22 protein-coding genes, 1 tRNA gene and 1 pseudogene are annotated in these 23,342 nt (G+C 66.9%); 9 read left to right on the forward strand and 15 right to left on the reverse strand.

Going from position 1 to position 23,342, the window contains the following annotated elements:
• Window positions 1–14 precede the first annotated feature (14 nt).
• The 5 genes from CVUC_RS17915 to CVUC_RS17935 form a co-directional block, all read right to left on the reverse strand.
• Complete coding sequence (locus CVUC_RS17915; protein WP_096032851.1) at window positions 15–1,544, reverse strand: phosphoesterase; 1,530 nt, start codon at window positions 1,542–1,544, stop codon at window positions 15–17.
• Window positions 1,545–1,649: 105 nt separating this feature from the next.
• Window positions 1,650–4,550: a TonB-dependent receptor gene (locus CVUC_RS17920; protein ID WP_096034744.1), complete on the reverse strand. Its 2,901-nt coding sequence runs from the start codon at window positions 4,548–4,550 to the stop codon at window positions 1,650–1,652.
• Between the two features lie 105 nt (window positions 4,551–4,655).
• Window positions 4,656–5,579, reverse strand: coding sequence for a FecR family protein (locus tag CVUC_RS17925; protein WP_096032850.1), 924 nt, complete (start codon window positions 5,577–5,579; stop codon window positions 4,656–4,658).
• Complete coding sequence (locus CVUC_RS17930) at window positions 5,576–6,127, reverse strand: RNA polymerase sigma factor (RefSeq protein ID WP_024265673.1); 552 nt, start codon at window positions 6,125–6,127, stop codon at window positions 5,576–5,578. The genes CVUC_RS17925 and CVUC_RS17930 overlap by 4 nt, the downstream gene beginning before the upstream one ends.
• Window positions 6,128–6,299: 172 nt before the next feature.
• Window positions 6,300–6,611, reverse strand: a complete 312-nt coding sequence (locus CVUC_RS17935) for a hypothetical protein (protein WP_010919012.1) — start codon at window positions 6,609–6,611, stop codon at window positions 6,300–6,302.
• A gap of 261 nt (window positions 6,612–6,872) precedes the next feature.
• On the opposite strand from CVUC_RS17935, the gene CVUC_RS17940 reads away from it, so the two are divergent.
• On the forward strand, window positions 6,873–7,223 hold the full coding sequence (locus CVUC_RS17940; RefSeq protein ID WP_096032849.1) for a UrcA family protein: 351 nt from the start codon (window positions 6,873–6,875) through the stop codon (window positions 7,221–7,223).
• 5 nt (window positions 7,224–7,228) lie between these two features.
• Here the strand turns inward: CVUC_RS17940 and CVUC_RS17945 are convergent, their stop codons facing one another.
• The 3 genes from CVUC_RS17945 to CVUC_RS17955 are packed head-to-tail and all read right to left on the reverse strand — an operon-like array spanning window position 7,229 to window position 8,913.
• On the reverse strand, window positions 7,229–7,675 hold the full coding sequence (locus CVUC_RS17945) for an NUDIX domain-containing protein (protein ID WP_012640154.1): 447 nt from the start codon (window positions 7,673–7,675) through the stop codon (window positions 7,229–7,231).
• Window positions 7,676–7,682: 7 nt separating this feature from the next.
• A complete protein-coding gene (locus CVUC_RS17950; protein ID WP_096032847.1) occupies window positions 7,683–8,711 on the reverse strand; it encodes a S1/P1 Nuclease in 1,029 nt (342 codons plus the stop codon).
• Window positions 8,712–8,730: 19 nt separating this feature from the next.
• Complete coding sequence (locus CVUC_RS17955; RefSeq protein ID WP_336385821.1) at window positions 8,731–8,913, reverse strand: hypothetical protein; 183 nt, start codon at window positions 8,911–8,913, stop codon at window positions 8,731–8,733.
• Window positions 8,914–9,202: 289 nt separating this feature from the next.
• Between CVUC_RS17955 and CVUC_RS17960 the strand changes: the two genes are divergently transcribed.
• Both CVUC_RS17960 and CVUC_RS17965 read left to right on the forward strand, forming a co-directional pair.
• The gene (locus tag CVUC_RS17960) at window positions 9,203–9,727 is read left to right on the forward strand and encodes a 3D domain-containing protein (protein ID WP_096032846.1); all 525 of its coding nucleotides are present in this window, start codon (window positions 9,203–9,205) and stop codon (window positions 9,725–9,727) included.
• Between the two features lie 92 nt (window positions 9,728–9,819).
• The gene (locus tag CVUC_RS17965) at window positions 9,820–11,997 is read left to right on the forward strand and encodes an acylase (RefSeq protein WP_096032845.1); all 2,178 of its coding nucleotides are present in this window, start codon (window positions 9,820–9,822) and stop codon (window positions 11,995–11,997) included.
• A 127-nt stretch (window positions 11,998–12,124) separates the two neighbouring features.
• Here CVUC_RS17965 and CVUC_RS17970 read toward each other — a convergent pair whose 3' ends face one another.
• From CVUC_RS17970 to cobA, 5 genes are read right to left on the reverse strand one after another with little or no spacing between them, the layout of a single operon-like run.
• Window positions 12,125–12,859 (reverse strand): phosphoadenylyl-sulfate reductase, encoded by a 735-nt coding sequence (locus CVUC_RS17970; protein WP_096032844.1) that lies wholly within the window; start codon window positions 12,857–12,859, stop codon window positions 12,125–12,127.
• Window positions 12,859–13,365, reverse strand: a complete 507-nt coding sequence (locus tag CVUC_RS17975; protein ID WP_096032843.1) for a DUF934 domain-containing protein — start codon at window positions 13,363–13,365, stop codon at window positions 12,859–12,861. Before CVUC_RS17975 ends, CVUC_RS17970 begins: the two co-directional genes overlap by 1 nt.
• On the reverse strand, window positions 13,349–15,007 hold the full coding sequence (locus CVUC_RS17980) for a nitrite/sulfite reductase (protein ID WP_096032842.1): 1,659 nt from the start codon (window positions 15,005–15,007) through the stop codon (window positions 13,349–13,351). Before CVUC_RS17980 ends, CVUC_RS17975 begins: the two co-directional genes overlap by 17 nt.
• Window positions 15,008–15,013: 6 nt before the next feature.
• The gene (locus tag CVUC_RS17985; protein WP_096032841.1) at window positions 15,014–15,373 is read right to left on the reverse strand and encodes a DUF2849 domain-containing protein; all 360 of its coding nucleotides are present in this window, start codon (window positions 15,371–15,373) and stop codon (window positions 15,014–15,016) included.
• Window positions 15,370–16,293 carry a uroporphyrinogen-III C-methyltransferase gene (gene cobA, locus CVUC_RS17990; protein WP_101685856.1) on the reverse strand — a complete coding sequence of 308 codons (924 nt, stop codon included), beginning with the start codon at window positions 16,291–16,293 and terminating at the stop codon, window positions 15,370–15,372. Before cobA ends, CVUC_RS17985 begins: the two co-directional genes overlap by 4 nt.
• Before the next feature lie 185 nt (window positions 16,294–16,478).
• Here cobA and gcvA point away from each other — a divergent pair, with 185 nt between their 5' ends.
• Both gcvA and CVUC_RS18000 read left to right on the forward strand, forming a co-directional pair.
• Complete coding sequence (gcvA, locus tag CVUC_RS17995) at window positions 16,479–17,435, forward strand: transcriptional regulator GcvA (protein ID WP_012640150.1); 957 nt, start codon at window positions 16,479–16,481, stop codon at window positions 17,433–17,435.
• Window positions 17,436–17,494: 59 nt separating this feature from the next.
• Window positions 17,495–17,824 carry a chorismate mutase gene (locus CVUC_RS18000; protein WP_024265672.1) on the forward strand — a complete coding sequence of 110 codons (330 nt, stop codon included), beginning with the start codon at window positions 17,495–17,497 and terminating at the stop codon, window positions 17,822–17,824.
• 137 nt (window positions 17,825–17,961) lie between these two features.
• On the opposite strand, the gene CVUC_RS18005 is transcribed toward CVUC_RS18000, so the two are convergent.
• Together CVUC_RS18005 and CVUC_RS18010 are read right to left on the reverse strand one after the other, a co-directional pair.
• Window positions 17,962–18,804 carry an AIM24 family protein gene (locus CVUC_RS18005; RefSeq protein WP_010918999.1) on the reverse strand — a complete coding sequence of 281 codons (843 nt, stop codon included), beginning with the start codon at window positions 18,802–18,804 and terminating at the stop codon, window positions 17,962–17,964.
• A gap of 110 nt (window positions 18,805–18,914) precedes the next feature.
• Complete coding sequence (locus CVUC_RS18010; RefSeq protein ID WP_010918998.1) at window positions 18,915–19,253, reverse strand: Hpt domain-containing protein; 339 nt, start codon at window positions 19,251–19,253, stop codon at window positions 18,915–18,917.
• A gap of 84 nt (window positions 19,254–19,337) precedes the next feature.
• Here CVUC_RS18010 and CVUC_RS18015 point away from each other — a divergent pair.
• The 4 genes and pseudogenes from CVUC_RS18015 to CVUC_RS18030 all read left to right on the forward strand — a co-directional run.
• Window positions 19,338–19,413 (forward strand) — tRNA-Lys (locus CVUC_RS18015).
• A gap of 237 nt (window positions 19,414–19,650) precedes the next feature.
• Complete coding sequence (locus CVUC_RS18020; protein ID WP_096032840.1) at window positions 19,651–22,296, forward strand: TonB-dependent receptor; 2,646 nt, start codon at window positions 19,651–19,653, stop codon at window positions 22,294–22,296.
• Window positions 22,297–22,314: 18 nt separating this feature from the next.
• Entirely contained in the window at window positions 22,315–23,127 is an 813-nt protein-coding gene (locus CVUC_RS18025) for a hypothetical protein (RefSeq protein WP_096032839.1), read from the forward strand.
• A 95-nt stretch (window positions 23,128–23,222) separates the two neighbouring features.
• Window positions 23,223–23,342: pseudogene (locus CVUC_RS18030) on the forward strand (3-oxoadipyl-CoA thiolase); the annotation flags it as partial.

The following is a 23,342-nucleotide window of genomic DNA, read 5'->3' on the forward strand; positions in this document are numbered from 1 at the left end:
CCCCGCCGCTGCGTTCAGCGCGCCGATGCGACGGTGATGAAGATCGGGTTGGCGTAGAACCACAGGTCCGACCAGGGATCTTCGCCCAGGGGGTCCGGTAGCGGCTCGGCTTCGGCGCCGTTCGTGCCCCGAACCCGAATATAGAGGGGACGGCGGACGTCCTTCAGGACGTGCGTCATCGACAGCATCTCCCCCTCGCGGGCCCAGGAGGTCGGGGTGAAGGCACGGATCACGCGGGTGGTCGGGTTGGCGTCGGTGGATCGGTCCGTCGCCGGCCCGAGGATCTCGCCCTGGATCAGGTCCACGCGCGCCACGCTGGGAGAGAAGCCACCGAAGTTCTTGCCGGCGGGATCGCGGACGCGGATGACCACCGTGACGTCTGAGCCCGGCGCGACTTCGAGGCGACCGCCGATATCGGCCTTGGCCCCCGCGACGCTGGCGGTGACTTCGACCTCGGAAACCAGATCACCCAGCGTCACGAAGACCCGGCCGTTGCGCAGCCCGTCCAGCACATCGTCATAGGTGTGGGCGGCCTTCACATAGGTTTTGGAGTACTCGCCCGGCCAGAAATCCTCGCCGCCGTCGGTATAGTGCCGGTGCGAGTCCGAGGTTGCGGTGATCCACCACCGGCGCCCCTCGCCCAGCATGGAGTCCCAGAACCCGCCCAGCTTGGCGGTCATCTGGTCAAAGCCGCCCATGGTCGGCGCGCGCGAATAGCCGCCACGATCGCCCTGCGGCTTCAGGGCGCCGTCAGGCTTCAGGCTTGAAGCCTGGTGGCCGGGCGCACCCTCCATGCCGATCGCGACGTCGGGCGCGGTGTCATTCCAGTTGCGCAGCTCTGAGGGCGAAACCAGCCCATAGCGCCCCACGGCGGTCGCGGATCGCGAAGGGTGGTTGGCGATGACCACAGGCGGCTTTCTCAGCGCCTTCATGTGACGCAAGGCCTCCAGCATGAAGGCCTCCTGGTCGCGCGCCGGGTCGGCGGGCCAGGGCTCGCGCCGATTGTAGCGGCTCTCGATGCCGAACAGGGCGTCGCGCTCCTCGGACGAACGCGGCAGGATCAGGCTGGAATGCTCGGCCGCCGGCGTATCCAGCTCCATGCCCCAGAACTGCAGCACGGCGGGCGTCTCGACGCGCGAGCGCAGCAGTTCCGGATAGGCCTCGTCACGGTTCAGCTTGGAATGGTTGGGACCGCCGTGGTCGGTGGCGACCATCCAGGCCAGGCCGTGCTTGGCCGCCATCCGGGCGTTGGTGGTGATCGGATTGACCGCGTCACCGGCCTTGATCAGGGCCGGCGGCTGCGAGGGGTCCGCCCCCGGCTTCAACGACACGCTGAACCAGCTATGGACGTGATGGTCGCCCGCCTGCCACTTGCGCTCCGAGGCCTTCACGGCGCGCCCGGCGGGACGCGAAGGGCCGACGGGCTGAACAGCGTGACCAGGATGGGCGAAAGCGGGCGGCGACACCGCCGGCGCAAGACAAAGCGCGACCGCCAGGGCGACGGGCGACAGGCCGGGGCGACGGTGAGTCGAGAGCTTGAGCATGCGCCTTCCCTACCCCAAGCGTGTGACGTTTCCCATGCGCGCGAACGAAAGCGGCCGGCTCGCGCCTGTCCGCGCGAGCCGGCCCTTGGTGTCCAGGACCAGGCGCTAGAACTTCGCCCGCAGCCCGAAGCTCAACGTACGGCCATAGTGGGTATAGCCGCCGAACCAGCCGCCCTTCACGAACTGCCATTGCGAGGCGTTCGTCAGGTTCTGCGCCTCGACCGCCGCCGTGATGCTGGGCGTGATCTTGTAGCTGACGCTGGCGTCCAGCGATCCGAACGCACTGTCGTTCAGAGCCGAAAGGCCCGCGCCGCCAACGTCCTGTAGGACATCGTCCACCCAGCTATAGCTGGCGCGCGCGGCGAAGCGATCCTTCTCGTAGAAGGCGGTGAGGTTGAAGCTGTTTTTAGCCACATTGACCATCTCGTCCTTCAAGGTCGGCGAGTAGGTCGCTTCAGTGTCGGTGTAGGTGTAGTTCGCCAGGAAGCCCAGGCCATCGAAAGGGGCCGGCAAGCGCTTGAACAGGTGCTGGTAAGCCAGCTCGATCCCCTTGATCTTCGCACTGCCGCCATTGGTCGGAGAGGTCAGCAGATAGGTCTGACCGTCGACGACAATATTGGTCTTCTGACTGTAAACGAAGGTCGTGATGTCCTTGTAGAACGCGCCGGCGATCAGCGCGCTGCCGGGCGCGAAATACCACTCCAGGGTGGCGTCATACTGCCAGGCCTCGAACGGCTTGAGCAGAGGGTTGCCGCCCACGGCCGTCAACACGGTGCCCGAGGAGTTCAACGTCAGACGCGGCGCCAGATCGGCCAGCGATGGACGGGTGATCACCTTGGCGGCGGCGAAGCGCGCCTGCAGGGTGTCCGTCAACTCCAGCGCAAAGTTCGCGGTCGGCAGGACGTCGGTGTAGGTCTCCTTGTAGCGCACCGGGATCGCGGCGGAGCCGTTGTCGGCATGGCCGGCGGAAATCTGTTCAGTCCTGGCCACCCGCACGCCGAGCTGGCCGCGAAGCGGCGCGTTGAACACCTTGCTCTCCACGTCGCCCAGGATGTAGCCGGCCGCAATGTCTTCCGACACCTGGTAGGAGTTACGCTTATCGGCGCGCGCCGTGCCTCTCTGGGTCTTGTCGGCCAGCCCCCAGAACGCAGCGGGGTCTGGCATCGCCCAGTTGGTCGGCAAGGTCCCGTCGACCTTGCCCAGGAAGCTGCTGACCGGGAAGGCGTCGAAATACTCCGCCCCGAAGAACTTGCCGGCCAGGTTGGTGGTGTAGTTGATATCCGCGCGATTGTAGTCGCGCGAGCGTTCCCGATACTTCACGCCGAACTGGACGCGGCTCAGCAGACCCCACGATAGCGGACGCTCGGCGTCAAACTGCAGCGCGGTCTCATCGTCGGTGGCGTTGTTCTCGCGCCACTCGATGCGGCGGAACGGGAGCAGTGACGGGTTGCCGAGATCAGCCGTGGCGAGGCGCACGCTCGGAACGGCGTCGTCATCGACCTTGGTCATCGAAAAGGTCGTCTGGCCGATCGGCCCCAGCAGGCGCGTGCGGGTGATGGGGTTGGACGTCTCGGAGAAGGCGCGGGCATAGGCCAGATCCGCCGTCAGGGTCCAGTCCTCGAGCTTTTGGCGGATCCTGCCGGCCACCATGAGATTGTCGTGCGCCAGGTCGCTGACCTCGCGACCGATCTGGGTGGTCGAGTTGACCGTTCCGCCGACCAGCACGCCGTCCTTGATGACCGCCGAGCCCGCCGCCAGGGTGGCGACGTTCTGGTCGACCGAATAGGTCAGCTCGTCATAGTGGTCGTCGAGCTTGGTATAGCTGGCGTCGACCGTAATCTCGGTCTCATCGCTCGGACGGTACTGGGCCGATAGCACCACGCCCTTGCGCTCACGGTCCTCGCGCTCAAGGGTCGGACGAATGGCGGTCGGGTAGAGGCTGATCCCCTGGGCGATCATCGTCTTGCCCAGGGTCGAGGCCGGGTCCGCATAGCTCCAGCCCACGCCGGTGATGCGATCCTGACGCAAGGTGCGCTGGTCGAAGACGAGCGCCGCAAGCACCCCGAAGGTCCCCTCTGCGTTCGTCCAGCTGGCCAGACCCGACAGCCGCGGGTCGGTCTTTCCGGCCAACTGCGGACGGCTGGCGGTGGCCGACAGAGCCAGCGTGCTGCGGCCCAGATCCAGCGGGCGGAACGTCTTGACGTCGACAACCCCACCCAGCGCGCCCTCGTCCAGCGACGCCAGCGGCGACTTGCCGACCTCGACGCCGGCGACCAGTTCGGACGGCAGGGTGTCAAACCGGAACTGACGGCCGCTCTGACCGCTGTCGCGCATGTTTTCGTTCACGGCGGCGCTGCGGCCGTTCAGGGTGACGATCTGGAAGTTGGGACCAAGACCCCGGACGCGGACGAAGAGTCCTTCCCCCCGATCGCGGGTAATCGCCACGCCCGGGACGCGCTGCAGGGCTTCAGCGATGTTGTTGGAGGGGAACTTGCCGATATCCTCGGCCGAGATCGCGTCGACGACGTTGGCGGCCTTGCGCTTGTCCGCCAGAGCGCGGGCCAGGGAGTTGGCGAACCCGCCGGTGACAACGACGGCTTCAAGCGTGGCCGGTTCCTCGGCCTGCGCGGCGGTCGGCGCGACAGGCGCGGCCTGAGCCGCAACCGGCGCCGGCGCGGTCGACACTCGCTGCGCCATCGGACGGAGAATCGCCGCCCCGCCATTGCGCACGAAATTGAGGCCCGTGCCGCGCAGAAGCTCGGTCAGGCCGCGTTCGGCTTCGAACTGGCCACGCACGCCTTCGGTGCGCTTGCCCTTCAGGAGGGCGGGATCCGCCAGCACCTGCAGGCCCGTGGCCCGGGAGAAGTACGGCAGAGCCGTGGCAAGGTCCCCCGCTGGGATCGCCAGGGTCGGCTTCGCGGCCGGGGCCGCCAAAGCCGGGGCGCCCGCCAGCATCATCGCCAGCGCCGAGGCGGAGCCCAACCAGGTCCAGGTCTTCGCAGTCATGTCGTCATCCCCGATGTCGCGCGGCGTCAAACGCCGGTTCGAGGGCTAAGACGCTGGCGGGCGGCAAATCAGGACAGTGAATTTTGTGAAGTTTCCAAGACGCGCTCAGCGCGTCAGCTCCAGGCCGTTCGACGTTTCGCGGATGGTGAACCCGTGCATCAGCGCCAGATTGCGCGCGAGGGCTTCCGGATCGTCGAGCCGGAAGCGGCCGGCCACGCGCTGGCGACCCAAAGCCGGGTCGATGATGGTGATGGGTTTATCCGAGGCTCGGTTCAGGCGCTCGACCAGGCGGGCCAGGGTCACGCCGTCGGTCTCAAGCCAACCGGTACGCCAGTCGTCGGCTTGAGGGTCGAAGGTGCGAACCGCCGAAAGCCGGCCCTCCTTGGCGAACGCTCTTTGGCCAACGGTCAACTCGGCGGTCCGACGGATCACGCCCGTCGGTGCGAGCCTGACCTTTCCCCGCCGCACGGAAAGCTCGAGCCGCCCGTCGCCGCGCTCGAGATCGAAGGCCGTCCCGAGCACGCGCGCCGAGCCCTCGGGCGCCTGTACGATGAACGGACGGCGCGCATCGTGAGCAACGTCGAAGAACGCCTCGCCCCGCACCAGCTCGACCTGACGACGGCCGGTCCCGAGACGGACGTCCAGGCGTGTCGCACCATCCAAGGTGACCTGTGTGCCGTCGGCGAGCGCGACCACGCGTTGCTGACCCGGCGCGGTCTGGATCACCTGGGGCTGGACCGTCATGACCTGTGCGTACGGCCAGGCGATGAACACGGCCAGGCCGCAGGCCAGGAGCCCGCCCGCGAGCACCGGCGCACGCCATGCCCGGCGGGGCGCGGCGCGGCGCTGTTCGCTGAGCCGAAGGGCCTCCGACAGAGCCGGATCCTGACTGGCGCGCCACACTTGCTCGTAGGCGCGGGCATTGGCGGAATCCGCCGCCTTCCAAGCCTCGAAGGCCGGGTCAGGTTGAGCATCGGCGTCAAGGCGCCGGGCGGCCCACAGAGCGGCTTCCTGGGTGATGCGGTTCATGAGCGTCCCCCGCCTGCGCGACGTTCAGCGCGCGCGACCTCGCGACGCAATTGCTCCAACGCCCGCGCGACATGCTTCTCGACCGCCGCCTCGCTCAGGCTCAGATCTTTGGAAATTTGTCGCGAGGAGTGACCGTGCAGACGGCGCCGGATGAACACGTCGCGTCGAAGCGGCGGCATGGCGTCGAGGACCTGACTGAAGACCTCGACCTTCTGGCGATGCATCAGGATCTGCTCCGGCGCGGGGTCTGGGCAGGGAATGTCGTCGTCCAAGGCCTGAAAGGCGCGTCGTTGCGCCAGGCGAAAATGATCCCGGACCAGATTGAGGGCGATGCCATAGCCGAGCGCCGCACGATCAACGATCGTCTTGGCCTGTCCGTAAGCCAGGAGCCGTTCGAAGGTCTCCTGCACCAGGTCTTCGGCGGTGGCGGGGTCCCGTGTACGGCGGACGATGAACTGGTAAAGGTCGCGCCGCTGCGCGCGCAGGCTCGCCAGATCGCTCATCTCAGCGGTTCCGGGCCCAGGCAGGCGTCTTGCAATATCGGCCAGCGCAGCATGGGTCGCGGGTTAGCACGATTTTGCGACAGTTCCCACAGATCCGGACGAACCCGGCTCTAACCGATCCCCGGCGCCCCGTTGACCATGGCGGGCGCCCCAGACAGCAGAACGCCCCCGCCGACCAGGTCGACGGGGGCGTTTTGTGTTCCGATCGGAAAGACGCTTACGCGCCGCCCGGGAAGCGGAACGGAACCTTCACGGTGCCGGTCTTGGCGCCCATCGGGAGCTTTTCGGCGATGCACATCGCGGCCTTGTCGAAGCCTTTGCCCGCGGCGCTGTTGTCCACGACCTTGCAGTCCGACAGTTTGCCGCCGTCAGCGTTGCACTCCAGCATGACCTGCGCGGCGTCGCGCGTATTGGCGTGCTGCTGCAGGCAACGGGCCATCTGGTCTTCGAAACCGCCACCGGCCAGAGCGGCCTGAGCGATGAAGAAGCTGCCAGCGACACCCGCGGCAATCGTGATCGAGATTTTCATAGCCGCCCATCCCTTCTGGCGAACAAAGTTGATGGGACGGTTGTCTCAGAAGTGCGCTAACGAAGACCCAAGTTTTGCGGTTAATCATTTACGAAGACTGGGCGGGCAGCAGCCCACTCCCAAGCGCCCACCAATTATGACTTCTTTTTCATAGACTTAATTCGACGTCATGAAGCAGTCGTAACGGGTGTTCGCCATCCGACCGCTCTACATCCTCGATCAACGGATCGCCAAGCGACCACCCAAACCGAGGATCAAGACATGAGCAAGCTCGTCAACCGCATCGCCGTCGCCGCCGCCCTGGCCCTGGCCGCCACGCCGATCATCGGCCTCAGCGCCGCCCACGCCGGCGATCGCTCGCAAGCCCCGATCGCCCGGATCAAGGTCGGCGATCTGAACCTTTCGAGCCCGGCCGGCGCGCGCGAGTTCGCCCGGCGCGCCAACATCGCCGCCAATCGCGCCTGCGAGGCCAAGGGCTTTCGCGGCCTGTCGGCGAAGGCCTGCCTGATGGAGTTCAACGAGGATCTGCAAGACGCTCTGTCCGAGCGCCAGACGGCGGACCTGAAGCTGGCCCGCCGCAGCGGCGCCGACATCGCCCTGGCCGCGAACTAACGTTTCTAGCCTCGCCGCATCCACGCCGCGACGGCCCAGGCATGGGCGTCGTGGCGCAGGGCGACGACGGCGTCACGCGGGTCCAGCCAGACCAGGGCGTGATCGTCCTCGACCTTGAGGCCCTCGATCAAGCCCGTGACGCGCACGACGTAGATTCCTCCGAAGTTCCGGACGGGCTGTCCGTCAGACTTCAGGAAGACCTGTGAGACGCGCTCGATCAGCGGGCCGGCTTCCACGACGAGACCCGTCTCCTCACCGAATTCCCGGACCACCGCCTGCGGCTCGGTCTCGTCGCCGTCGACCGCCCCGCCCGGGAGATCGAAGTACGGCGCCTTGCCCGGCTTGGTGACCTGGGCCAGAGCGATCTGGCCCAGGCTGTTCTCGGCCACGCCGAACGCCGCGGGACGGTCCTTGTAGTTCAGCCCCGCGATGGGCGCGCCGAACGCCAGCATCCCTGGATCAGTCCTTGCCGTAGAGATCGAGCCAGGGATCGGCTTTGCCGGACTCCACATCCGCGACGCTGATCTCGGGACGATAACCAATCTTGCCGTTGACGCTCTCGGTCCAGGCGTCGACGACCAGGTCACGCAGGGCGGTGGCGCCGGCTGCGATGCGGGCCTGCACAAAGGCCTTGCCGCGTGGATCGGTCGCGACCAGAGCCCCCTGCTTCTCGAGCTGGTAGAGCGGCTCGGTCAGCTTCCAGGTCTCGGTCAGGTAGCCGACGACGCGGGTCTCGATCGAGCACGCGCAAGCCTTGTAGGCGGGCACCAGCGCCTGGATCGACGCCTGATCGCCGACCGCCTTGGCCAGGGGTCCTTCGAACTGCGAGTGGATCTGGCGCGAGTTGGTGTAGCCGTTCGGATTGGGGTAGTCGCCCCAGCCATTGTAGTGCACCGACAGGTGCAGCGGCTGGCTAGCGTCGCCGACATAGTGCGCCCAGACGCCCAGATCACGCAGCAGCAGCTCCTCCCGACGCTTCAGGTCGGCCTTGTAGTAGGCGAGCTTGGTGGCGTCCTTCTCAATCTTCACCACCGCCGTCAGGATGCGCCAGTAGGTGAAGTCCTTCACCAGCTGCTGGTAGCCGTCGATGATGGCGTAGGGCAGATAGCCGGCCTTCCAGCTGTCCTGTCCGACGGCCCGCAGCGCGGTCTCGTAGTCGGCGCGCGTCGGCGGCAGCGTCGCCACGGTGAACATCGGGCCGCCATACATGCGCCCCTCATCATCGAGGTCCAGGAAGTGGGCGGAGTCGCGATCGGTGCCGTGGATCTTCCCCGAGCCCTTCCAGCGGTCCGGTTCGCGCGCATACTCGCCGATGGCGGCGATGGCGGTCGGGGTGCGCAGGAACGCCGGCACATCCGCCGGAAGGTTGCTGGCCGCGACCACGCCGACAACACGGTGGCCCGACGCGCCCCAGGCGAGCGCCGAAGTGGCCGGCGTCGCCAGGGCGGCGGCGAGTGCGAGGACTTTCAGGCTGGACGACAGGCGCAAGGTCTCAAACTCCGGAAGATCATTCTATGCCGAGATCGGCTTCGACACGGCCTATCCCAGCCCAGGCGGCGGGATAGAGCGAAAGGTCGAACCCGCCCTCATGCGCGATGTGGGTGTAGGCCACCAGAGCGACATCCGCCAGGGTCAGCCTCTCACCGACCAGAAACGGCCATGAGCGCCACTGCATGTCCGGGCGAGCCAACGCCGCCGCCCTTCGACGACACGCGCCCGAGCCCTTGGCCGATTAGCCGTGAACGTTCGCCGCGAACGAGTCGCCCAGGATCCGCAACGCCATGCCGCTGGCGTCTCGACGGTCCGGGAGCAAAAAATCGACTCTCCACAGGCCAAGCTTCAAGCCGCTGAATCGATGCTTGTTTTTCGCGCACGGCGCGAGGCCATGCCGCGCCATATCGACTCACAGGGTTGTCACAGAGCCGTGATCGGACTATCCAGACCCCGCCCGACAGACCGCCGATAAGAGGACCCCCTCGATGCGACGCAAGCTCGCCGGAATTTTGGCCACCGCGGTCATCTCCGCATTCGCCGCTCCCGCCATCGCCGAAACCGCCCCGGAGCCGGACTCCGCGCCGGCCACGGCCGCCCATGCCGATCCGCTCGGCGACTTCATTACCTCGGCCTTGAGCGGCGGCGCCCTGCCCGGCTCGGTCGAGTGGAAGATGAAGGCGACGATGTACCACGCCGGGGCCAAGGGCATCCGGGCGTTCGACTCGCTGGGTTGCCGGGTTGCGGCCATGCGCACCGTCGCGGTCGATCCGAAGGTGATCCCGCGCCGCACCGTCATCTTCATCAAGGAGACTGTGGGCCTGCCCATGCCGAACGGCGAGAAGCACGACGGCTATTGGTACGCCTCCGACATCGGCGGGGCGATCAAGGGCTTGAAGCTGGACCTGTTCAGCGGCGTCGGCGCCGGCTCGATGAAGGCCCTGCGCGGTATCGATCTTTCCAGCCTGTCGGTCTCCAAGGTTGGTGAGTTCAAGGGCTGCCCGCCGCAATAACGGCTTTGGTCCGCCAGGCGGACTGGCATTGATCTCCGAACTCGGCTTGGATCCCCGCCTATTGGGGAAGAGCCGTCTACCGGGGGATCGTCATGCGCCACCACCTGATCAGCAGTCTTGCGCTGGCTCTCGCGCTAAGCGCGGGGTCTGTCCAAGCCGGCGAAGACCTGTCTCGCCTCAAGGCCCGCGCGGCGAAGGTGGAGATCACCCGCGACACCTGGGGCATCGCTCACATCCACGGCAAGACCGACGCCGACGCGGTGTTCGGCATGGCCTACGCCCAGGCAGAGGACGACTTCAACCGGGTTGAGGCCAACTTCATGACCTCGCTGGGCCGCACCGCCGAGGCCGAGGGTGAGAAGGCGATCTGGGCCGACCTGCGCCAGAAGCTGTTCATTGATCCGGCGGTGCTGAAGGCCGACTACGCCAAGAGCCCCGCGTGGCTGAAGGCGCTGATGAACGCCTGGGCCGACGGCCTGAACTACTATCTGGACACCCACCCGACCGTGAAGCCGCGGGTGATCCAGCGCTTCGAGCCCTGGATGGCGCTCAGCTTCTCGGAAGGCAGCATCGGCGGCGATATCGAGCGCGTGGCGCTGACCCAGCTGGAAGCCTTCTACGGCAAGCGCCAATTGGCCATGACCGCCGATGAGAAGGGCCTGCTGTTCAAGGAGCCCACCGGCTCCAACGGCATCGCCATCGCGCCGAAGCTGACCCTGGACGGCGCGGCGATGTTGTTGATCAACCCCCACACCAGCTTCTTCTTCCGCTCTGAGATGCAGGTCTCGAGCAATGAGGGTCTGAACGCCTACGGCGCCACGACCTGGGGCCAGTTCTTCATCTATCAGGGGTTCAACGCCAAGGCCGGCTGGATGCACACCTCCAGCGGCGTCGACGTCGTGGACGAGTTCATCGAAACGATCGTCGAGAAGGACGGCCAGCGCTTCTACAAGTACGGTGACCAGCTTCGGCCGTTGAAGACAGAGGTCATCACCGTCCCCTATCGCACCGCCGACGGAGCGATGGCCGAGCGCAAGTTCACCGTCTTCAAGACCCATCGCGGCCCCATCGTGCGCGAGGAGAACGGCAAGTGGATCAGCATCGCGCTGATGAACAAGCCGGTCGCCGCGCTCCAGCAGTCGTTCCTGCGCACCAAGGCGACCGACTACGCCGCGTTCATGCAGGTGGCGGAACTCAAGGCGAACTCGTCGAACAACACCCTGTTCGCCAGCGCCAAGGGCGAGATCGCCTATCTGCACCCGCAGTTCATCCCGATCCGTGACGATCGCTTCGACTACACCAAGCCCGTCGATGGCGCAGACCCCGCGACCGACTGGAAGGGCCTGCATGCGCTGAAGGACGCGCCCCATGTGCTGAACCCGCCGAACGGCTGGACCTTCAACACCAACAACTGGCCCTATACGGCGGCGGGCCCCTATAGCCCGAAGCTGGCGGACTTCCCGAAGTACATGGACACGTTCGGTGAAAACCCGCGCGGGCTACACGCCGAACTCGTTCTGAAGGACGTCAAGAACCTGACGCTCGGCGGCCTCATCGAGAAGGCCTACGACCCTTACCTGACCGCGTTCGCACGCCTGATCCCGACGCTCGAGGCCGCCTATGCGGCGACGGCGGACAGCGATCCGATCAAGGCCAAGGTCGCCGCGCAGGTGGCCGCCCTGGCCGCTTGGGACCGCAAGTGGTCGACGCGCTCGACGGAGACGTCCCTGGCGGTGTTCTGGGGCGAGGCGATGTGGGCCAAGGCCGCGCCAGCGGCCAAGGCCCAAGGCCTCAACACCTATGACTATATGGCCGACAAGCTCTCAGCGGCCGACAAGCTGGCGGCGCTGGCCGAGGCTTCAGACCGCCTGACCGCCGACTTCGGGTCGTGGAAGACGCCGTGGGGCGAGATCAACCGCTTCCAGCGCAACGACGGCGCCATCGTCCAGACCTTCGATGACACCAAGCCCAGCCTTCCGGTGGGCTTCACCTCGGCCCAGTGGGGCTCGCTGGCCTCGTTCGGGGCCAAGCGCTGGCCGGGCACGAAGAAGTACTATGGCACGCTGGGCAACAGCTTCGTGGCGGTCGTGCAGTTCGGCGACAAGGTCCGCGCCCGCGCCATCTCGGCCGGCGGCGAGAGCGGTGACCCCGCTTCACCGCACTTCAATGACCAGGCCCAGCGCTATGTGATCGGCAACCTGCGCGACGTCTATTTCTATCCCGAGGACGTCAAGAAGCACGCGGTGCGGACGTATCGGCCTGGGGAGTAGCTCCCAATCCTCTCCCTAAGGGGGAGGTGTCGGCTCGAAGAGACGACGGAGGGGGAAGAGGCAGGGCATCAGGCTCTTCCCCCTCCGGCGCTTCGCGCCATCTCCCCCGCTAGGGGGAGGATTTAGATCAGATATCCCCGCCCACGTTCGGCGCGACACCGGGCGCCCGCGCGACGTGGATGCCGCACTCGGTCTTTTCCTGACCCGCCCAGCGCCCGGACCTTCCGTCGTCGGAAGGCTGCGTGCACGGCCAACAGCCGACCGAGGCATAGCCCTGGGCCACCAGCGGGTGGGCCGGCAGGTCATGTTCGGCGACATAGGCGTCGAGCTCGGCCTTGGACCAGTTGGCCAACGGGTTGAACTTGATCTTGCCGTCGGCCTCTTCGACCACTGGCAGGCTCAGGCGATCACCGCCGTGGAAGCGCTTGCGACCGGTGATCCAGGCGTCGAAGCCGCCCAACGCGCGATCCAGCGGCAGAACCTTGCGAATGTGGCAGCAGCCGTCGACGCTGGTGCGCCAGAGGTCGGAGTTAGGGTCCTGGGTCGCCAGGTCCGCGAAAGCCGGCCGCAGATCGCGGACATCGGTCAGGCCGAACTGGGCCGCGATATTCTTCCGATAGTCCAGCGTCTGGCCAAACAGCATGCCGGTGTCGAGGAACAGAACCGGCAGGCTGGGCGAGACGCGCGAGGCCAGATGCAGCAGCACCGCCGACTCGGCGCCGAACGACGACACCAGCGCCAGCTTGTCGCCGAAGTGCTCATGGGCCGTGCGGAGGATCTCGCTGGGATGGGCGTCGCGCAGCTCGGCGTCCAGCCGGGCGGCAAGGCCTGGAGCCGTCGCGCTCGTCTGGTCGTAGGCCACTAGACCGCCCTCTCATCCAGCGCGATCGGGCGATCGTCGGCCGCGCGCTGATAGACATGCCGGAACCGATTGGCGGCCTTGGTCAGCACCTCGGGCGTCGCGCCGTCGGCGGGTTCGAACGCGTCGAAGCCGCATCGGACCATGAAGCCCGCCTGCTCCTGCAGCACATCACCGACAGCGCGGATCTGGCCCTGATAGCCGAACCGTTCGCGCAGCAGGCGCGCCGAGGTGTAGGCGCGACCGTCGCGGAACTTCGGAAAGGCCAAGGCCACCACCGCGATGCGCGGCAGGTCATAGGCCAGCCCCTCGACCTCCTGGTCGGGCTCGATCCGCACGCCGACCTGGCGGCTGTTGGAGGCCAGCAGCGCGTCGCCCTCGGCCTGGAAACGGGCCAGGGACAGGATCACGTCGCCGCTGGGCGGGATCGGATCCTCGTCGGTCAGGGCGGTGAAGGTGTCCTCGGCCCAGCGGGCCTGACCGTCAACGAGCTCAATCAGCTTGGGCATAGACAGCCTCCTTGAAGGGCTCGAGGCCGACCCGGCGATAGGTGTCGAGGAAACGCTCGCCGTCGTTTCGGACGTTGAGATAGGCGCCGACCAGCTGATCGACCGCCGTAGCGACCTTGTCGGCCGGCAAGGCCGGGCCCAGGATCTTGCCGATTGAGGCGTCTTCGGCGCCCGAGCCGCCCAGCGACAGCTGGTAGAACTCCTCGCCCTTCTTATCGACGCCCAGGATGCCGATGTGGGCCACGTGGTGGTGGCCGCAGGCGTTGATGCAGCCGCTGATCTTGATCTTCAGCTCGCCGACCTTTTCGGCGCGATCCAAGTCGGCGAACTGCCGCGCGATGTCCTGCGCGACCGGGATGGCTCGGGCGTTGGCCAGGGCGCAATAGTCGAGGCCCGGGCAGGCGATGATGTCGCTGACGAGGTCGATGTTCGGCGTGGCGAGGCCAGACGCCTGCAGCGTGGCGAACACCGTCGGCAGGTCGTCCAGCTTCACGTGCGGCAGGACGAGGTTCTGCGCATGGGTGACCCGCAGGTCGTTCAGGCTGAACCGTTCGGCGAGATCGGCGACCACTTCGAGCTGCTGCGCCGAAGCGTCGCCCGGCGTCTGCTCCTGAGCCTTCAGCGAGACCTCGACGATCGAATAGCCCGGCTGCTTATGCGGCTTGACGTTGTTGCGCACGAACCGCGCGAAGGCCGCGTCATTGGCCTTGGCGGTTTCAAAGGCGTCAGAGCGCGCCGGCAGGGTCTCGAACGGGGTCTTGGCGAAGGCGGCGCGGATGCGGGCCAGTTCTGCGGTCGGCAGGTCGGCGCGGGCGGCGTCGATCTTGGCCCACTCTTCGTCGACCTGGCGGGCGAACTCTTCGGCGCCGAGGGCGGCGACCAGGATCTTGATCCGGGCCTTGTAGATATTGTCGCGCCGACCGTGGCGGTTGTAGACGCGCAGCACCGCTTCCAGATAGCTCAGCAGGCGGTCGGTCGGCAGGAACTGCTTGATGGTCGGGCCGACATAGGGCGTGCGCCCCTGCCCGCCGCCGACGATCACCTCAAAGCCCAGCGTTCCGTCGCGCCCCTGGCGCAGCATCAGACCGATGTCGTGCACCTTGGCCGCCGTGCGGTCCTTGGCCGAGGCGGTGATGGCGATCTTGAACTTGCGCGGCAGGAACGAGAATTCCGGGTGCAGGGTCGACCACTGACGGATCACCTCGGACCACACGCGCGGGTCATCGACCTCCTCGGCCGTCGCGCCGGCGTAAGGGTCGGACGTGGTGTTGCGGATGCAGTTGCCGCTGGTCTGGATGGCGTGGAGATCAACCTCGGCCAGCTTGTCCAGAATCTCCGGCGCGTCCTTCAGCTTGATCCAGTTGAACTGGATGTTCTGGCGCGTGGTGAAGTGGCCATAGCCCTTGTCGAAGTCGCGGGCGATCTGCGCCAGACGACGGGCCTGGGTCGAGTTCAGCGAGCCGTACGGGATCGCCACCCGCAGCATGTAGGCGTGCAGCTGCAGATAGAGACCGTTCATCAGCCGCAACGGCTTGAACTGGTCCTCGGTCAACTCGCCGGAGAGACGGCGGGCGACCTGCCCCCGGAACTCGGCCGAGCGGTCGGCCAGGAATTCCTTGTCGATGAGATCGTACTGATACATGCCGCCCTACTTCCTGCGGATCAGGTCAACGCGACCGGTCGAGCGCGCCGCGCCCGCAGCGTGACGCAGCGCCTCGATAACGTCCCCGCCCTCGGCCTGCTTGCCGTGCGTGGGTTCATTGGTGGGACCCAGGGCCCGGATCCGTTCACGGTAGCTGAGCGGGGCCCAGCGGCCGTCGGACTGCACGAGGTCGATCGGATAGACGTCGACCACGACGGTGGGCTGGCCCTTGCCGACCGACACGGCGTGCTCGACCGGCGCCTCGGCGTCGAACAGCTCGGCGTCGCCGAAGCGCTCCACCCACTGCCCGGACTTCCAGAACACGACCTCGCCGTCGATCAGGCGATTGGCGACTACGGCTTTCATTTGAACTCTCCTCCCCAGCGAAGCGGGGGAGGTGTCAGCTCGCCCAGGGGCGAGATGACGGAGGGGGCGCGCTTTGCGGCGAGCGCCCCCTCCACCGCTTCGCGGTGCCCCTCCCCCGTCAACGGGGGAGGAGATTGAATTTCCGCCATCGCCATGGCCTCGCCCACCATCAGCAGCGCGGGGCCGCGCACCGAGGCGGCGGCTTCGGCCAACCCGGACAAGGTCGTCAGGATCCGACGCTCGTCCGCGCGGCTTGCATTCTCGACGATCAGGGCCGGCGTCGACGCCGCGCGGCCGGCCGCGACCAAGCGCTCAGCGATCAGGGCGGCGGTCGAAACGCCCATGTAGACGACGACCGTCTGGTTGGGGCGCGCCAGGGCGACCCAGTCGAGGTCGGGCTCGCCATGGGCCGCGTGACCGGTGACGAAGGTCACCGCTTGGGCCGCGCCCCGATGGGTCAGCGGCGCGCCAGCGCCGGCGCTCGCGGCCAGGGCCGCCGTGACGCCGGGCACCACATGGCATTCGACGCCCGCCTCGCGGCACGCGGCCAGCTCCTCGCCGCCCCGACCGAACAGGAACGGATCGCCGCCCTTCAGCCGCACAACGGTCAGCCCCTCCTGCGCCAGGGCGACCAGTAGCTGATTGATGTCGTCTTGCGGCAGCGTGTGGCGCGACTTGCGTTTGGCGACATTGATCCGCCGCGCGCGGCTGGGGGCCAGATCGAGAATCTCTTCGGACACCAGCCCGTCGTGCACCACGACATCGGCGGCCCGCAGGGCGTTGAACGCCCGGAATGTCAGCAGGTCCGGGTCCCCCGGACCGGCCCCGACCAGCCAGACAACGCCGAGCGCGCGACCCGCGCGCTTTCCGCCCACGACGACAAGTCCCGGCGGGCGATTTCGGACTGGCTGGCGGGCCATGGGTTTAGAACCTCTATCAAACCGCTCGGAATAAAGCGGTGGAAAGCAAGGCGGGGTCGCCCCTAAGGACAACCCCGCTCGCACGCGTCGACGAAAAGGGCCAATCCGTCGACGAACGCTTGCAAACTCGGCTCGAAGGGGCCAATTCGCAAACAAGGACTTCTGCCGGGGCGTTCAGGAAAACTATGGAAAGACCGAACGAGCGCCGTCGCCTGCCGCCGCTGAACGCCCTTCGCGCGTTCGAGGCCGCCGCGCGCCACTTGAACTTCAGCCGGGCCGCAGACGAGCTGTCCGTGACCCCTGGCGCGGTCAGCCAACAGATCCAGAATCTGGAAGACTATGTCGGCGCGGCGCTATTCAAGCGCACGCCCAAGGGCCTGCTGCTGACCGACGCGGCGCAGACCGCCCTGCCCGCCCTGCGCGAGGCGTTCGATCGGCTGGCCGAAGCCGCCAGCCTGCTGACCGCCGCCGTCGACGGCCGCCGCCTGACCCTGACCGCCGCGCCCTCGTTCGCGGCCAAATGGCTGGTGCCGCGCCTGGGCAAGTTCGAACAGGCCCACCCGCAGGTCGACGTCTGGCTGTCGGCGGGGATGGAGGTCGTGGATTTCGCCACCGGCGAGGTGGACATGGCCATCCGCTACGGCTCAGGTCGCTATCCGGGCCTTGAGGTCATCCGGCTGCTGCATGAGACCGTCGTCCCGGTCGCCAGTCCCGAGCTGCTCGAGCAGAACGCCCTGGAGCGCCCCGAGGACCTGCAGCACCACATCCTGCTGCATGACGGGTCACCCGACGCCGACGACAGCTGCCCTGACTGGGCGATGTGGCTGGCGGCGCGCGGGATCCGGGGCGTCGATGGCGCGCGAGGCCCCCGCTTCAACCAGTCCAGCCTGGTGATCGAGGCCGCCGCAAACGGCCGGGGCATCGCCCTGGCCAAGCGCACCCTGGCCCAGGCCGATCTCGACTCCGGACGGCTGGTGATCCCGTTCGAGGCCTCGACCGCCGTCGACTTCGCCTACTATGTGGTCCACCCCAAAGCGAAGGGGCGGCTGCCGCAAGTGAAGGCCTTTGTGAACTGGCTGAAGGCCGAGGCCGAGGCGCATGAGGCCGCGCTGCGCACGCTGGACAACGGCGCGGGGATCTGATGGCGGAATCGTCAGGTTTTGGGATGGTCCGACCGCCCCAAAACCGCTTAAAGGGGCGCATGAAAACGACGACTCTCACGGTCGATGAGCGCCTCGCGCCCGCCGACTGCCAGACCATGGTCGATGTGCGCCGGGGCGTGGACGCCCTGGACCGGGCCCTGGTCCAGCTCCTGACCGAGCGTCAGGGCTATATGGACGCGGCGGCGCGCATCAAGGCCGATCGCAACAAGGTCTTCGACCGAGCGCGGATCGAGGATGTGGTGGAAAAGGTCAAGGCCGCCGCTCGCGAAGCGGGCCTGTCCGAAGCGATCGCCGAGCCGGTGTGGCGCACGCTGATCGACCGCTGCATCGCCTATGAATACGACAGCTGGGACCGGACGAAGGGGTAGTAAGCCCACCCTCTCCCCTTGCGGGAGAGGGTGACCCGAAGGGTCGGGTGAGGGGTCGCACCGGCGACGCCGTGAAACCCCTCATCCGTCGCCCCCAGGGCGACACCTTCTCCCGCAAGGGGAGAAGGACGCGCTCGCTAGTTCCCGTCGATCATCCGACCAAAACCGCCCAGGACCGAGCCTTCGCCCTGGTTGCCGCCCTGGTGGTTGGCCGCCTGCAGCATGCGGCCGGCCAAACGGGCGAACGGCAGAGACTGGATCCAGACCTTCCCGGGACCGCGCACGCGGGCGAAGAACAGCCCTTCGCCGCCGAACAGCACGCTCTTGACGCCGCCGGCCATGACGAGGTCGAAGTCGACGTCCGGCGTATAGGCGGCCAGACAGCCCGTATCGATGTGCAGTTCCTCGCCGGGCGCCAGGGTGCGCTCGACCAGCGTTCCGCCCATCTGGACGAACACCCAGCCATCGCCTTCCAGCCGCTGCATGATGAAGCCTTCGCCGCCGAACAGGCCGGTCATCATCCGCTTCTGGAAGTGAAGGCCGATCGACACGCCGCGCGCCGCCGCCAGGAAGCTGTCCTTCTGGCAGATCAGCGTTCCGCCCAACTGCCCCAGGTTCAGCGGCAGGATGGTGCCGGGAGTCGGCGAGGCGAACGCCACGCGCGCCTTGCCGGTCCCGTGGTGCGTGAACACCGTGGTGAACAGGCTCTCGCCGGTGATCAGACGCTTGCCCGCGCCCAGCAGCTTGCCCATGAAGCCGCCGCCCTGATCGGCCGCGCCGTCGCCGAACACCGTGGTCATCTGCACGGTGGCGTCCTTCCAGACGAAGGCGCCGGCTTCGGCCACGGCGCTTTCGCCCGGATCGAGCTCGATCTCGACGAACTGCAGATCCTCGCCCTTGATCTCGAAATCGATGTCGTCAGCGATGTTGGCGTTCCGCTGGTGGCTCCAGGGGCTGGTCGGCATAGAAGAGCTCCTCATGTCAGAGGCCCACCTTCTAGCCGCGAAGCGCCCGCCTCGCCAATTACGCTTCCTTTATCCTGCGGAGGTTGCAGGACGAGGGCGCGTTCGTCGCTGACCGCTCTCGCCACCTAGCCTTTCAGCGATCGCAACGCCTGTTCGTGAGCGTAGGCGGCGATGTCCAGCAGGGCGGCGTCCAGAGCCGTGCGAACGCCCTCCAGGCTCTCCTGACCCGCTTCACAGCGCTCACAGACCTCGCCCAAGTTAAAGGCCCCCACGCCCCGGGCTGCGCCCTTCACGGTGTGGACCGCGTCCTTCCAGCCCGGATGGGTCGGATCCAGCATCGGAGCCCACAGCGCGGCCTGTTCGCGGAACAGCGCCAACACCTCGTCGACCACCGCGAAATCCCCGGCCGCGAACCCCTCCAGGTAAGCGAAATCCACCGCGCCGCTAATATCTCGTCTGGCCATGAAAAAAGCGCTTGCGCTCCCAAAATCATTGCGTATGTTCCGCGCCTCGCCGCCGGGGCTCGCAAGTGCTTCGAAACGTCGAATGGGTGTATAGCTCAGTTGGTAGAGCAGCTGACTCTTAATCAGCGGGTCCAAGGTTCGAATCCTTGTACACCCACCATTCTCCTCTTGGAGAACCTGGCCTTCCGCTGAGGCCGTCGCGATAAACTCTCCCTCTTTGCTTCTTTAGACGATGTCGGCGCCGCCTTTTGGGCTCGCCTTGGCCTGTCTCTCGCCTCGACGAATTGGCGCTTTCTTCTGGTGACAACCTCACGTGCGTCATCCGTTCTCGTGCGCGCAGACGCCTGCCCCCGGACACGGAACCTTCGTTTTTCCGTATCGAAACCTCGACGAAACCTTGGCCTTGGCGTCGCAGAGCCTCCGTATCACCGGCCCCACAAAGCGCTGGAGTGGGCTCGTGTCGAAACCGATGTCTCGTAACCTGATCACCGGCCTGCTGGCCACGAGCGCCCTGTGCGCGCCGATGGTCGCTCTCGCCCAGGACGCGACCACCGTCGATGCGGTGGTCATTACGGGTCAGCGCGAGGCCCAGCGCGCCGCCATCGCCGTCAAGCGCGAGGCTTTCGTCGTGTCCGACGTGGTCTCCGCCGACGACATCGGCAAGCTGCCCGACCACAACACCGCCGCCGCCCTGCGCCGCATTCCCGGCATTTCGGTCATGGAAGACCAGGGCGAGCCGCGCTTCCCCGTCATTCGCGGCCTGCGCTCGACCTATAACCGCACCACGATCGACGGCGCCCTGGTCGCCTCGGTCGATGAAAGCGGCCGCACCGTGCCGATGGACATCGTCCCCTCGGTGATGGCCGGCCGCCTGGAGGTCATCAAGACGGTGACCCCGGAGAACGACGGCAACGCCATCGGCGGCGTCATCAACGTCACCACCCGCAGCGCCTTCGACGCCAAGCGCCCGTTCTTCAACGGCATGGCCTCGTACGGCCAGTACGAGCGCAGCGGCGATGTGCGCAACGACAAGCCCTCGTATCGCCTGGCCTTCGCCGCCGGCCGCACCTTCGGCGCCGAGGATCAGTGGGGCGTCGTGATCGGCGCCTCGCACGAGCAGCTCGACTACGACATCCCCCAGGTCGAGGCCGCCGATCCCAGCGTTCGCGAATACACCGCCGCCGGCGCGCCGGTGTTGTCGGGTTCGCCCACGGGCAATGGCCTTCAGGTGCCGACCCAGGTTCGTCTGTTCTGGTACAACAACACCAAGCAGCGCAGCGGCGTGAACGCCAAGCTCGAGTACCGCCCGACCGACGCATTCCGCTGGGACGCCTCGGTGCTGGCCTCGCGCATGGAGGATGACGAGGAGCGGATCGAGTACCGGATCGAACCGCTGGGCAATGTCGCCAACCAGACCCCGACCAGCGGCGCCTTCGCGCGCGGCCGCGGCATCATCCACCTGAATCAGCCGATCACGACGCGTGAGATCGGCCTGGCGCGCACGGGCTTTGCCTGGTCCTTCGCGCCGAACTGGAAGCTCGACGGCGACCTCGTCTACTCGCTGGCCGGACTGAAGGTCCCCAACCACTCGGTCGAGTTCCGCACCGTGGACGCCCAAGGCGCCAACTACGCCTTCACCTACGACACGACCAACCGGCTGTTCCCGAGGTTCAATCCCGTCAACGAAGCCGCCCTGCGCAACCCGGCCAACTATGTCCTGCAGCAGCACCGGGACGCGCTGACCAAGACCAACGAAAGCACGACCCAGGCGCGCCTGGATCTGGCCTTCGACGACGACGCGCATTGGAAGCTCAAGGTCGGCGGCGTCCTGCGGTCGAGCGAACGCGATTTCCGCAACAGCCAGGTCAACTATCGGGCCGCTATGGGCTTCGTCTATACCCTGGCCGAGGTCGACAAGGCCGGGCCGAGCCAGCTGATCGCCGGCCGTTACCGCCTCGACCCGCGTATCGACGCCGAAGCCGCCACGGCGTTCTTCAAGGCCAACCGCAACCGCTTCACCACGACCGTCTCCGCGCCGACCGGCAACTACGATGTCAGCGAGGACGTGCAGGCCGGCTACGCCCAGGCCAGCTACCAGTTCGGCGACCTGACCCTGCTGGGCGGCCTGCGCTATGAGCGCACGAAGGTGACCTCGGACGCCGTGCGCAATACGGCGGGTGTCCTCACCCCGGTCTCGAACGACGGCAGCTACGCCAACTGGCTGCCCAGCCTGCACCTGCAGTGGAAACCGCGCCCGGACCTGATCGTCCGCGCCGCCTGGACCAATACGATTGGCCGCCCGGACTACGGGTCGCTGGCCGCGACCGAGACCCTGAACTTCGACGGCAGCCAGCCGACCCTGTCGCGCGGCAACCCCGACCTGAAGGCGCGGGAGAGCGAAGGCTTTGATCTCTCCGTCGAGTTCTATCCGACCGACGGCATGGTCTCGCTGGCGGTGTTCTCCAAGGACATCAAGAACGAGATCTTCACCCTTTCGTCCAGCGAGCGGCTCGACGTGGGCCGGGGCGTCGAGACGGTGCTGATCTCGACCCCGCGCAACGCCGAGACGGCCAAGATCAAGGGCGTCGAGTTCGCCGTGCAGCAGGCCTTCACCTTCCTGCCCGCGCCGCTGGACGGCTTCGGCTTCAACGGTAACGTCACCTGGCTCGACACCGAGTTCACGTTCCGGACCTCGACCGGCCCGCGCGTGACGGGTCTGTTCCAGCAGCCCGAGATCACCACCAACGCGGCGGTCTACTACCAGCGCGGGCCGTTCGAAGCGCGCGTGTCGCACAACTACATCGGCGGCCAGCTGGAAACGATCAACGACGCCAACGTCAATTCCGACCAGTACTGGAAAGGTCGTCACGTCTTTGACGCCAGCCTGTCCTGGCGCTGGAACAAGCATCTGAGCCTGTTCGTCGAGGGCCAGAACCTCTCGAACACCGGCCGCCAGGAAGTCACGGGCCCCGGCCGGCGCTATCTGCAAGAATGGGCCAACTACGGTCGGACCTACTGGGTCGGCGCGGCCGTGAACTTCTAAGCGACAAAGGGGTCGATCGTGTCACTCGTCCTGGCCATCGCAGCGGCGCTTCAAGTCGCCACGATCACCCCGCCCGCCGCAACTGCGACCGCAGTCGGATTCGAAACGGCCCGCCGCTACGCCAGCAACGCCACCCAGGGCGTGGCGGTCGGCCCTCACGACCTCTACGCGGTCAGCAACTTCAATATCGTCCGCCTGGACAAGCAGACCGGCGAGAAGCGCGGCGAATGGACCGGCCAGCGCTCGCGCTTTCCGCACATCAATTCCTGCGCCGTGATCGCCAAGGATCTGGTCTGCGCCAGCTCGAACTTTCCGGGCACGCCCCATGTCAGCACGGTCGAATTCTTTGATCCGATGACCCTGGCGCATCGCAAGAGCGTCTCCCTGGGGCTCGGGACAGGCTCGATCACCTGGGTCGATCGCAAGGACGGCTTCTGGTGGGCGATGTTCGCCAACTATGACACCAAGGGCGGCGAGGCCCCGCGCGATCACCGCCATACGACCCTGGTCAAGTTCGACGACCAGTGGCGACGCCTGGAAGGCTGGGCCCTGCCCGCCTCGATCCTGGAGCGCATCAAGCCGATGAGCATCTCGGGCGGCGGCTGGGGCCCGGACGGACGGCTTTATCTCAGCGGCCACGACCTGCCCGAACTCTACGTCGTGGCGCTTCCGAACGGCGGCGGCGTGCTCGATCATCTCGAAACCCTGCCCATGCAGGCCGAGGGCCAGGCCATCGACTGGGATGAGAGCGACAAGGGAACGCTCTACGGCATCACGCGGCGCAGCCGCGAGATCCTGCGGATGACCGCCCCGGCTTCGGTCAAGCGCTGAGGCGGCCGACTTCTCGCGCCGCGATCCTGAAAACCGTTGAGGCTCCGACCTCGCGCATCTAACAAGTGTTTGATCGCGATGATGGGAGAGCTCGCATGACCGCCGCCTATATCTGTGACGGGATCCGCACCCCGATCGGTCGCTATGGTGGGTCGCTCTCAAAGGTGCGCGCCGACGATCTGGCGGCGATCCCGCTGAAGGCCTTGGTCGCGCGG

Origin of the sequence: Caulobacter vibrioides (assembly GCF_002858865.1) — a bacterium.
Classification (GTDB): Bacteria; Pseudomonadota; Alphaproteobacteria; order Caulobacterales; family Caulobacteraceae; genus Caulobacter; species Caulobacter vibrioides.

Coding starts and splice junctions, on each gene's coding strand:
- CVUC_RS17915 (WP_096032851.1), bottom strand. CDS start 1,544: ATGCTCAAGCTCTCGACTCACCGTCGCCCCGGCCTGTCGCCCGTCGCC.
- CVUC_RS17920 (WP_096034744.1), bottom strand. CDS start 4,550: ATGACTGCGAAGACCTGGACCTGGTTGGGCTCCGCCTCGGCGCTGGCG.
- CVUC_RS17925 (WP_096032850.1), bottom strand. CDS start 5,579: ATGAACCGCATCACCCAGGAAGCCGCTCTGTGGGCCGCCCGGCGCCTT.
- CVUC_RS17935 (WP_010919012.1), bottom strand. CDS start 6,611: ATGAAAATCTCGATCACGATTGCCGCGGGTGTCGCTGGCAGCTTCTTC.
- CVUC_RS17940 (WP_096032849.1), top strand. CDS start 6,873: ATGAGCAAGCTCGTCAACCGCATCGCCGTCGCCGCCGCCCTGGCCCTG.
- CVUC_RS17945 (WP_012640154.1), bottom strand. CDS start 7,675: ATGCTGGCGTTCGGCGCGCCCATCGCGGGGCTGAACTACAAGGACCGT.
- CVUC_RS17960 (WP_096032846.1), top strand. CDS start 9,203: ATGCGACGCAAGCTCGCCGGAATTTTGGCCACCGCGGTCATCTCCGCA.
- CVUC_RS17965 (WP_096032845.1), top strand. CDS start 9,820: ATGCGCCACCACCTGATCAGCAGTCTTGCGCTGGCTCTCGCGCTAAGC.
- CVUC_RS17975 (WP_096032843.1), bottom strand. CDS start 13,365: ATGCCCAAGCTGATTGAGCTCGTTGACGGTCAGGCCCGCTGGGCCGAG.
- CVUC_RS17980 (WP_096032842.1), bottom strand. CDS start 15,007: ATGTATCAGTACGATCTCATCGACAAGGAATTCCTGGCCGACCGCTCG.
- CVUC_RS17985 (WP_096032841.1), bottom strand. CDS start 15,373: ATGAAAGCCGTAGTCGCCAATCGCCTGATCGACGGCGAGGTCGTGTTC.
- cobA (WP_101685856.1), bottom strand. CDS start 16,293: ATGGCCCGCCAGCCAGTCCGAAATCGCCCGCCGGGACTTGTCGTCGTG.
- gcvA (WP_012640150.1), top strand. CDS start 16,479: ATGGAAAGACCGAACGAGCGCCGTCGCCTGCCGCCGCTGAACGCCCTT.
- CVUC_RS18000 (WP_024265672.1), top strand. CDS start 17,495: ATGAAAACGACGACTCTCACGGTCGATGAGCGCCTCGCGCCCGCCGAC.
- CVUC_RS18005 (WP_010918999.1), bottom strand. CDS start 18,804: ATGAGGAGCTCTTCTATGCCGACCAGCCCCTGGAGCCACCAGCGGAAC.
- CVUC_RS18010 (WP_010918998.1), bottom strand. CDS start 19,253: ATGGCCAGACGAGATATTAGCGGCGCGGTGGATTTCGCTTACCTGGAG.